9 protein-coding genes are annotated in these 7,777 nt (G+C 73.8%); 6 read left to right on the top strand and 3 right to left on the bottom strand.

From position 1 onward, the window contains the following. Window positions 1–7 precede the first annotated feature (7 nt). Genes ACQKIP_RS33580 through ACQKIP_RS33555 form a run of 6 tightly spaced genes read left to right on the top strand, consistent with a single transcriptional unit; the run spans window position 8 to window position 4,710 of the window. Window positions 8–1,387 carry a condensation protein gene (locus tag ACQKIP_RS33580; protein ID WP_427745013.1) on the top strand — a complete coding sequence of 460 codons (1,380 nt, stop codon included), beginning with the start codon at window positions 8–10 and terminating at the stop codon, window positions 1,385–1,387. Next, complete coding sequence (locus ACQKIP_RS33575; RefSeq protein WP_365852187.1) at window positions 1,384–2,124, top strand: class I SAM-dependent methyltransferase; 741 nt, start codon at window positions 1,384–1,386, stop codon at window positions 2,122–2,124. The genes ACQKIP_RS33580 and ACQKIP_RS33575 overlap by 4 nt, the downstream gene beginning before the upstream one ends. A 16-nt stretch (window positions 2,125–2,140) precedes the next feature. Then, entirely contained in the window at window positions 2,141–3,046 is a 906-nt protein-coding gene (locus ACQKIP_RS33570) for a hypothetical protein (protein WP_361189408.1), read from the top strand. Then, the gene (locus ACQKIP_RS33565; RefSeq protein ID WP_365852185.1) at window positions 3,046–3,273 is read left to right on the top strand and encodes a Trm112 family protein; all 228 of its coding nucleotides are present in this window, start codon (window positions 3,046–3,048) and stop codon (window positions 3,271–3,273) included. The genes ACQKIP_RS33570 and ACQKIP_RS33565 overlap by 1 nt, the downstream gene beginning before the upstream one ends. Then, on the top strand, window positions 3,270–4,109 hold the full coding sequence (locus ACQKIP_RS33560; RefSeq protein ID WP_365852183.1) for an FkbM family methyltransferase: 840 nt from the start codon (window positions 3,270–3,272) through the stop codon (window positions 4,107–4,109). Before ACQKIP_RS33565 ends, ACQKIP_RS33560 begins: the two co-directional genes overlap by 4 nt. Next, complete coding sequence (locus ACQKIP_RS33555; RefSeq protein ID WP_365852181.1) at window positions 4,090–4,710, top strand: hypothetical protein; 621 nt, start codon at window positions 4,090–4,092, stop codon at window positions 4,708–4,710. Before ACQKIP_RS33560 ends, ACQKIP_RS33555 begins: the two co-directional genes overlap by 20 nt. Here the strand turns inward: ACQKIP_RS33555 and ACQKIP_RS33550 are convergent. From ACQKIP_RS33550 to ACQKIP_RS33540, 3 genes are all read right to left on the bottom strand, one after another. Continuing rightward, a complete protein-coding gene (locus tag ACQKIP_RS33550) occupies window positions 4,638–5,846 on the bottom strand; it encodes a Cmx/CmrA family chloramphenicol efflux MFS transporter (protein ID WP_365852179.1) in 1,209 nt (402 codons plus the stop codon). The two genes, ACQKIP_RS33555 and ACQKIP_RS33550, sit on opposite strands and share 73 nt — an antisense overlap. Before the next feature lie 238 nt (window positions 5,847–6,084). Continuing rightward, complete coding sequence (locus ACQKIP_RS33545) at window positions 6,085–7,014, bottom strand: ATP-grasp domain-containing protein (protein ID WP_365852176.1); 930 nt, start codon at window positions 7,012–7,014, stop codon at window positions 6,085–6,087. Window positions 7,015–7,081: 67 nt separating this feature from the next. Beyond that, the coding region (locus tag ACQKIP_RS33540) for an HAD family hydrolase (protein WP_427745012.1) at window positions 7,082–7,777 on the bottom strand (696 nt) is incomplete at its 5' end.

Below are 7,777 nucleotides of genomic sequence, written 5' to 3'. Positions count from 1 at the left end.
CGAGGGCATTAGCCCGGGCGGCTCACCCACCACCGGCACGACAGCCTCCGGCGCCGCACCGGCCCCGCACGGCGGTGACGCAACCGCCGGGTCGGGCGTGGGCGTCGGCCCGGGCGACGCACTCGCCAACGGCACGACAGCCACTCCGGGCGACGGCGGGACGGACCCCACCGGCGCCGCACCGGCCCCGCACGGCGGTGACGCAACCGCCAGGCCGGGCGAAGGCTCCGGCCCGGGCGGCTCACCCGCCCCCGCCGCTCCCGGCAACGGCCCGGCGGTCGCCGGCGAGGCGGGCGCGGGTGGCGTTGGCGGGCCCGGCGCACCCGGCGCCCCGACCCGCCTCGGAGGCTCCCCTCTCGCCGGGGCAGGCGTCGGCGCCCCCGGCGCAGGCCCCGCGCCCAGCAGCTCAGGGCGCCCCGCCAGCGAAAAGCGACCCGCCAGCAGCGGCAGTGTCCTCTTTCTCACCATCAATCACACTGCCCTCGACGGCCCCGCCTGCCTCCGCGTGCTCGCCACCGCCGCCGAACTGTACGGCGGGCAGGACAACTCCCCCGCCGCGCCTCCGCTCCGTACGCCCGCGCCCTCCGCTGCCGCGCCCGAGAGCGACGCGGAGGCGGCCGGTGACGCGCCCGGTGGGTGGGCTCCGCCTGCCCGGGTCTCGCGGGGGACGCCCGAGCCTTCGCCCGGCAACGGCATGCTCGTCGCCGAACTCGCCGTGCCGCGGCGGCCGAAGGGGGCGCCGTTCACCGTGAACGACCAGCTCATGGTGGCCACCGCGCTGATGATCGCGCACTGGAACCGGGAGCACGGCGCGCGGCCGAAGCCGTTCCGGATCACCATGCCCGTCGACGACCGCCCCCGCAGCATGGACATGCCCATCGGGAACGGCACTCGGTTGGTGGAAGTACCCTTCACCGCGGCCGAGTTGACCTCCGAGGACTGGGGACCGGAAGACATCGGGGCCCTCCTGCGCCGCACCGCCGAACGCACCCGCGCCCTCAAGGCACTCCCCCGCCCCCAACTGGGCCGCGGCGCCGCCCTGCTGACCTCGCCCGTCCTGCCCGTGACTCTCAGAGCCGCCGTGACGCGCGGCCTGCGCAGAGCCGCCGCGCCGTGGACCTCCACCACGCTGCTCAGCAACATCGGGCGCGTCCCCTACCCCCTGGACTTCGGTGACGCCGGACGCGCGCACGCCGTCTGGTTCTCCGCGCCCGCCCGTCTCCCCCGCGGCCTCACCGTGACCACGGCGGCCACCGCGGGGCGCCTGCACGTCGCCCTGCGCTGGTCGAAGACCCTGCTCAGCAGCGGCGACGGAGCCCATCTGCGTGACCTCTTCGAGCACTACCTCCACGCCACGGAGCACACGGAGGAGGGAACGAAGCGATGACGAGCACCAGCACCAGCACCGCGCCCCGCGATCTGCGGGACTTCTACGAGGACCCCTCCGTCCCCGTCGCGTCCGGCGTCGCACGCAGCCTGCGCCAGGCCCGGATGCTCGCCGACGCCATCGGCCCCGCCACCGCCCGCACCTGCGTCGTCCTCGACATCGGCTGCGGCGACGGCACCGCGGCGGCGACCGCGGCCCCGCTCCTCGCGGGCCACCGCGTGATCGGCGTCGACTGGTCGCAGGACGCCCTGAAGCGGGCGCACGCGCATCTGCCGTACGTCGTGCGCGGTGAACTCACCGACGGAGGGCTGCCGTTCGCGGACGGCGCCGCCGACGCGGTCCTCTTCAGCGAGGTCATCGAGCATCTCGTCGACCCCGACAGCGCGCTCGACGAGCTGAGAAGAGTGCTCAGGCCGGGCGGTCATCTGATGCTGTCCACGCCCAACCTCGCCGCCTGGTACAACCGCGGCCTCCTGCTCGCGGGGGTGCAGCCCGTCTTCTCGGAGGTCAGCCTGCGCGGCATCCACGGCCGCCCCGGCAGCGAGGTGGTCGGGCATCTGCGGCTCTACACCGCCCGCGCGCTGCGGGAGTTCGTCGCCGCGTCCGGCTTCGACGTCGTACGGGTGGCCGGTGCGCCCTTCCACGGCGTACCGCGTCCGCTGCGCGCCCTGGACCGGATCGCCTGCGCCGTGCCGAGCGCCTCGTCGATCCTGCTGCTGCACGCCCGGAAGGCGTAACGCCATGTGGTGGGGTGTGACCGCCGCACTGCTCGCGAACGTCCTCTACAGCACGGGGTTCGTCCTGGAGAAACGTGCCCTCACCGCGATGCCGTCCGTCAGCGTGCGCAGCCCGGCACGGCTGCTCAGGCAGGTGATCTCCAGCCCGCTGTGGATCGGCGGATCGCTCGCGCTCGCCGCCGGTTTCGGCGCGCAACTCGCCGTCTACCGGACGCTGCCCATCGCCGCCGCGCAGGGCATCTTCGTCTCCGGGCTCGTGCTCCTGCTCCTGCTCTCCTCCGTACTGCTCGGTGAGCAGACATCGGGGCGCGAGCGGTATGCCGTCGGGGCGATCCTCCTCGCGCTGCTCATGGTCGTCCTCTCGCTGAGCGAGGAGGCGGACACCGTGAGCCGCAGCGCGCCCGTGCCGCTGGTCCTCACGGTCTGTCTGCCCTCCCTCGCCGCGGGGGTCCTGCTCTACGGATCGGCCGAGCGCCGCGCGAAGCACCGGCACCGGCTGCCGACGACGGGCGTGGAGTACGGGGTCGCCGTCGGGCTCCTCTACGGGGTCAGCTCGCTCGCCATCAAGGGCGTGTCCAGCTATCTGACCACGCAGGGCCTCGGCTCCGCGCTGCTGCACCTGCTCGCCAGCCCGTACCCGTATCTCCTGCTGTTCACCGGCGCGTTCGGCCTGGTCATGTCCCAGGCGGCGCTCCAGCGGTGCCGGGCCTCGCTCATCGTCCCGGTCTGTACGACGGTTACCGCGCTGTTCACCGCGGTACTCGGAACGCTGGCGTTCGGCGAGCCGCTGCCCGACGAACCGCTGCGGCTCGCCCTGCGGATCGCGGGCACGGCGCTCGCGGTGACCGTGCTCCTCGCGATGCCCAAGCACGACGCGCCGCCGCCCCAACCAACGCCCCCCACCAAGGAGTTGACCAGCTGATGAACCCCGAAGACCCCTTGCTGAAGATCCTCGCCTGCCCGCTGGACAAGGGCCCCCTGCATCTCCTCGAACCCGAGGCGCCCCTCGTACCGGAGGAGGTGCTCTACAACCCGCGGCTGCGCCGCCGCTACCCGATCATCGACGGCATACCGCAGCTCCTGCCCTCCTCCGGGGAGCAGCTGTCGGAGGACGAGCACGAGCAGCTCCTGAAGCGGATATCCACGTGACGGGCCCGCACAAGACCGAGGCGAGCCCCCACAAGACCGTGGCCGCCCGCCTCGCCCCGCACCTCCCCGCCCGGCTCATCGCCTCCCTGGCCCGGCTCGTCTACCCCCGCTTCGAGCCGGAGCTGGCCCGCCTCGCGGACCTCTGCCCGCGCGGCTGCGGCACCGCGGTGGACGTCGGCGGCTGGTACGGCCCCTGGTCGCGCCGCCTGGCCTCGCGTGCGCGGCGCGTGGTGACCGTGGAGCCCGTCCCGCATCTGGCCCGGCTCCTGGAGACCTCCACGCCCGGCAATGTGCGGGTGATCCAGGCCGCGGCCACCGACCGCCCCGGCACGGCCCGGCTCTGGCTGCCGCAGGGCGACCGCGGCGACCGCGGGGTCTCCTCGCTCATCCGCAGGGACATCCACGCCGAGGCGGTCGACGTGCCCTGCCTGACCCTGGACGGGCTCGGCCTGCGCGAGGTCGACTTCATCAAGATCGACGTGGACGGCAACGAACTCCCGGTCCTGCACGGCGCCCACGATCTGCTAGTCCGCGACCGTCCGGCCCTGTTCATCGAGCTGGAGTCCCGCATCCAGCCGATCGGGCCGATCGTCGAACTCCTCACCCGGCACCACGGCTACCAGGGCTGGGTCCTGCCCGACCGCACCTGGCTGCCGCTCGCCGACTTCGACCTGGAGGCGCACCAGAACGACACGTCGTACGTCGTGTCGCAGGGGCTGCTGCGCAGGGTGCTCACACCGCGCAGGCCCCGGTACGTCAATTCGGTCCTGTTCCTTCCCGGCGGGCGGCGCCCGGGAGCGGCGGCGGTGCGCGACCATGGGGCGCATGTCCGCTAGCTCCGCCTCCAGGTCCCCCGGGTCCTCTGGCCCCTTCACCCCTCTCGACTTCCAGCTGGTCCTGCTGCGCCGCATGGCCGACCACAACCCGGACCTGGTGGAGGCGGCCCGGCACGAGCTCGGCGTCTCCATCGCGGACATGCGCGAGGCCAACCGCCGCTGGCAGGCGATGACGCGTTCCGCCCGCTCGCGCGGCGCCGCGGCCCGCTACCGCTCGGTGCTCGGCGCCCCCGAGGCCACCGTGACGCGGCAGACGGGAGACCTGGAGTGCGAGGCCCTGCTGTGGCCGGTGCCGCTCTGGCCGACCCTGCGCTTCGAGGTCCTGCGCGCACCGAACGGCGCGGTGTGGAACGAGTGGCTGATCCGCGCGCCGGGCGCCCCGGGGCCCGCGCTGCACACGCTCGACGACCTCACCCCCTGGTCGTGCACGGTCGACGAGGCCGCCCGCGCGTTCGCCCCGGCCCGCCCCATGGAGGGCACGGCACCCACGCGCTGGCGGCTCGCCTTCACGGCGCCGGACGCGGCGGGTCAGCCGCGGCGCTGCGTCGCGGAGTTCACCTGGGGGCTGTTGCAGAGGGTGGCGTTCCCCGACGGTGACTGACGCTTCCGGAGCGCCACCGCACCGACCGCCAGGGCCAGCGCCACGAGCAGCGCGCTGACCCACGGGGGCGAGCGGTGGCCGAGCCCCGCCGCGAGAGCGAGGCCGCCGGCGGCGGGTCCGACGGCGGCGCCCACGTTCAGCGCGGCCGTGGCGAAGCCGCCGGAGAGCGTGGGGGCGCCGGTGGCCGCGTACAGGGCCTGTGCGATCAGCGCGGAGCCGACGCCGAAGGACAGGGCGCCCTGTACGAGGACGAGGACGACCGCGGCCACGGGGTTCCCCGCGGTCAGCGCGAAGAGCACCCACCCGGCGAGCAGCGCGACGGCACCCGCGACGAGGAACGGCACGGGCCGGGCGTCGGCGAACCGCCCCGCGACCGTGACCCCGATGAACGACCCCGCCCCGAACAGCGCGAGCAGGGCGGGCACCCAGTTCCCCGGGAACCCGGTGACTTCGGTGATCACCGGCGAGAGATAGGTGAACGTACAGAAGGTCGCCCCGTTCACCAGCGCCCCCAGAAGCAGGGTCACGACGAGACGCGGCTCGCGCAGTGACCGCAGCTCCCCGCGCACACCGGCCCCCGCAGGGGCGGACGCGCCGCCGGGCACGGACCGCAGGATCGCGAGGACGGCGGGCACCGACACCAGGGCCACCGCCCAGAACGCGGACCGCCACCCCCAGAACTGCCCGAGCAGCGCGCCGCCGGGCACGCCCGCGACACAGGCGAGGGTGACGCCGCCGAGCAGCACCGAGGTGGCCCGCCCCTTGGCGTCGGGCCCGACCATGCCGACGGCGGCGACCAGGGCCACCGCGAGGAACCCGGCGTTGGCGAGCGCACCGACGACCCGGGTCACAAGGAGCACGGCGAAGCTGCCGGTCAGCGCGCCGACGGCATGGACGAGCAGGAAGGTGAGCAGAAATCCGAGCAGCGCGGTCCTGCGCGGCCAGCGACGGCCGATGAGGGCCATCACCGGGGCGCCGATGACCATCCCCACGGCGAAGGCCGAGGTCAGGGCGCCCGCGGCCGAGAGGGATACGTCGAGGTCCGCGGCGATGTCAGGGCCGAGACCGGAGAGCATGAACTCGGAGGTGCCTTGCGCGAAGACGGCAAGTCCGAGCATGTAGAGGGCAAAGGGCATGAAGGAACTCCGCAAGGGAAAAGTCAGTCCGCACGACAGCGCCCCGAAAGGGTTCGGGGCTGTGACACATGCGGTTCCGCCGCGCGGGCGCGACCAGTCACGGCGCGTGCAGGCGCACGCTGCGGTTCCGCATGACTTCTCGGCCACCGGACATGCCGGGCCGGTGGCTAAGGTCTGTCGGACTCGGGACTGGACATGGCGGCAGGGTATTCAGCCTCCGGCCGCCTCGTCCATCCGATTACGCCGCGGCGACGAGGATCTCCTCGGTCACCGCGGACAGCGACCCCTCGTGCAGGCCGAGGAAGAGATTCGGCTCGACGAGTTCGAGCTCCATGACGCAGGGCCCGTCCCCCTCCGGCCCGTCGACGAGGTCGACCCGCGCGTACAGCAGCTCCGGCGTCCCCGGCACCGCGGCCAACGCCTGCTCGGCGAGGGCGAGTTCGGCGGCGGTCGGCTGCCAGGGCCTGAGGTCGGGGTGCGGCATCTTCTCGTCGTCGTACGCCGTGCCCGGAGCCAGCACCGCGCCCTTCTGTATGGCGTGCAGGAAGCGCCCGCCGACGTACACGAGCGCGCGTTCACCGGTCTCGTCTATGCGCGGCATATAGGGCTGCACCATCGCGGTCAGACCTTCGCCGTGCATCCGCTCGATGTGCCGTACGGCGTCCTCGTACGCGCCCTTCTCGTACCGGCCGGCGTAGCGGGCGCCTGCCCCGGAGGCGGGCTTGACGACGAAAGCGCCGTCGTCGGGGATCTCGACCGCGTCACCGGGCGCCAGATAGCGCGTGGGCACGACGGGCACGCCCGCCGCGGCCAGCGCCTCCAGGTACCGCTTGTCGGTGTTCCACCGCACCACGGACGCCGGGTTGGCCAGGACGGTGAGCCGTGCGACGCGCCCCGCCCAGGCCACGAACTCGGCGACGCGCTCGCTGTAGTCCCAGGCGGACCGGATGACGACGAGGTCGAACCGCTCCCAGTCGACCCGCGGGTCGTCCCAGGCCACGGTGGCGACGTCGGCGCCCGCCGCGCCGAGCGAGCGCGCCAGTTCGGGGAGGTCGCGGTCGAGACCGGTCTCCAGCTGGGGCCTGCTGGTGACCAGGGCAATCGTGGGGCTGTCTGGTGACACGGAGGCCTCCTGGGTTCGATGATCCGCCCCGCAGGCTAACAACATCTCGTCGTGCACCCGACAAGCCCCTCGCCCAGGTCAGCGGGGCGGCGGGGCGCGCGCCCCGCCGCGTTCAGTACGGCCCGTCGACCAGCCGGAGCACCGCGTCCAGACCCCGCACCGCTCCCGGCGCCGCACCGCCCGGCAGTACGTAGGAACGCAGCCCCGCCCCCGCGGCCCCGCCGTCCTTGGCGGGGTGGTCGCCGACCATCAGGGTGTCCGCCTGGGCCACGCCCAACTCGGCGCAGGCGTGGGCGAAGAGGCGCGGGTCGGGCTTCTCCGTGGCGTGTTCGTACGAGTGGACCCAGCTGCCGAACCAGCGGTCGAGGCCGTGCAGGGCGAACGTCGGGCGCAGGTCCCAGCCGACGTCGCTGACGACGCCGAGCGCGATGCCGCGCGCGTCGAGTGCGGCGAGCGTCTTCTCGGTGTCGGCGTAGGGCAACCAGTGCTCCGGCGAGCGGAGTTGGTCGTAGAGAACGCCGGCGAAGGGGGCGAGCGCCGGGGCGGAGGCGTACCACGTGGTGAACGCGTGGCGGTGGGCCGCGGACGAGACGTCGCGTGCGTGCTGGGCTCCGATGACGGCGGGGTCCGCGAGGCCCGCCTCCAGAGAGGTGAGGATGGCGTCCATCGCGCTCCCGTCCACCGGGTGGGGCAGCGCGGCGCGGATGCGGTCCTCGTAGGCCTTGATCTGGAACAGCGTGCCGGAGAAGTCGAAGAGCACCGCCTCGGGGCGTGTCACAGGGGCGGGGGCGACGGCACAGATCGGGCC

Source organism: Streptomyces sp. NPDC059900 (genome assembly GCF_050270335.1).
GTDB lineage: Bacteria > Actinomycetota > Actinomycetes > Streptomycetales > Streptomycetaceae > Streptomyces.
The sequence above is the reverse complement of the archived record's forward strand: the minus strand, read 5'-3'. Positions and strand labels throughout refer to the sequence as shown.

Excerpts from the sequence above, each read along its gene's own strand:
- ACQKIP_RS33575 (WP_365852187.1), top strand. The coding sequence starts at position 1,384 with ATGACGAGCACCAGCACCAGCACCGCGCCCCGCGATCTGCGGGACTTC.
- ACQKIP_RS33565 (WP_365852185.1), top strand. The coding sequence starts at position 3,046 with ATGAACCCCGAAGACCCCTTGCTGAAGATCCTCGCCTGCCCGCTGGAC.
- ACQKIP_RS33555 (WP_365852181.1), top strand. The coding sequence starts at position 4,090 with ATGGGGCGCATGTCCGCTAGCTCCGCCTCCAGGTCCCCCGGGTCCTCT.
- ACQKIP_RS33550 (WP_365852179.1), bottom strand. The coding sequence starts at position 5,846 with ATGCCCTTTGCCCTCTACATGCTCGGACTTGCCGTCTTCGCGCAAGGC.
- ACQKIP_RS33545 (WP_365852176.1), bottom strand. The coding sequence starts at position 7,014 with ATGTTGTTAGCCTGCGGGGCGGATCATCGAACCCAGGAGGCCTCCGTG.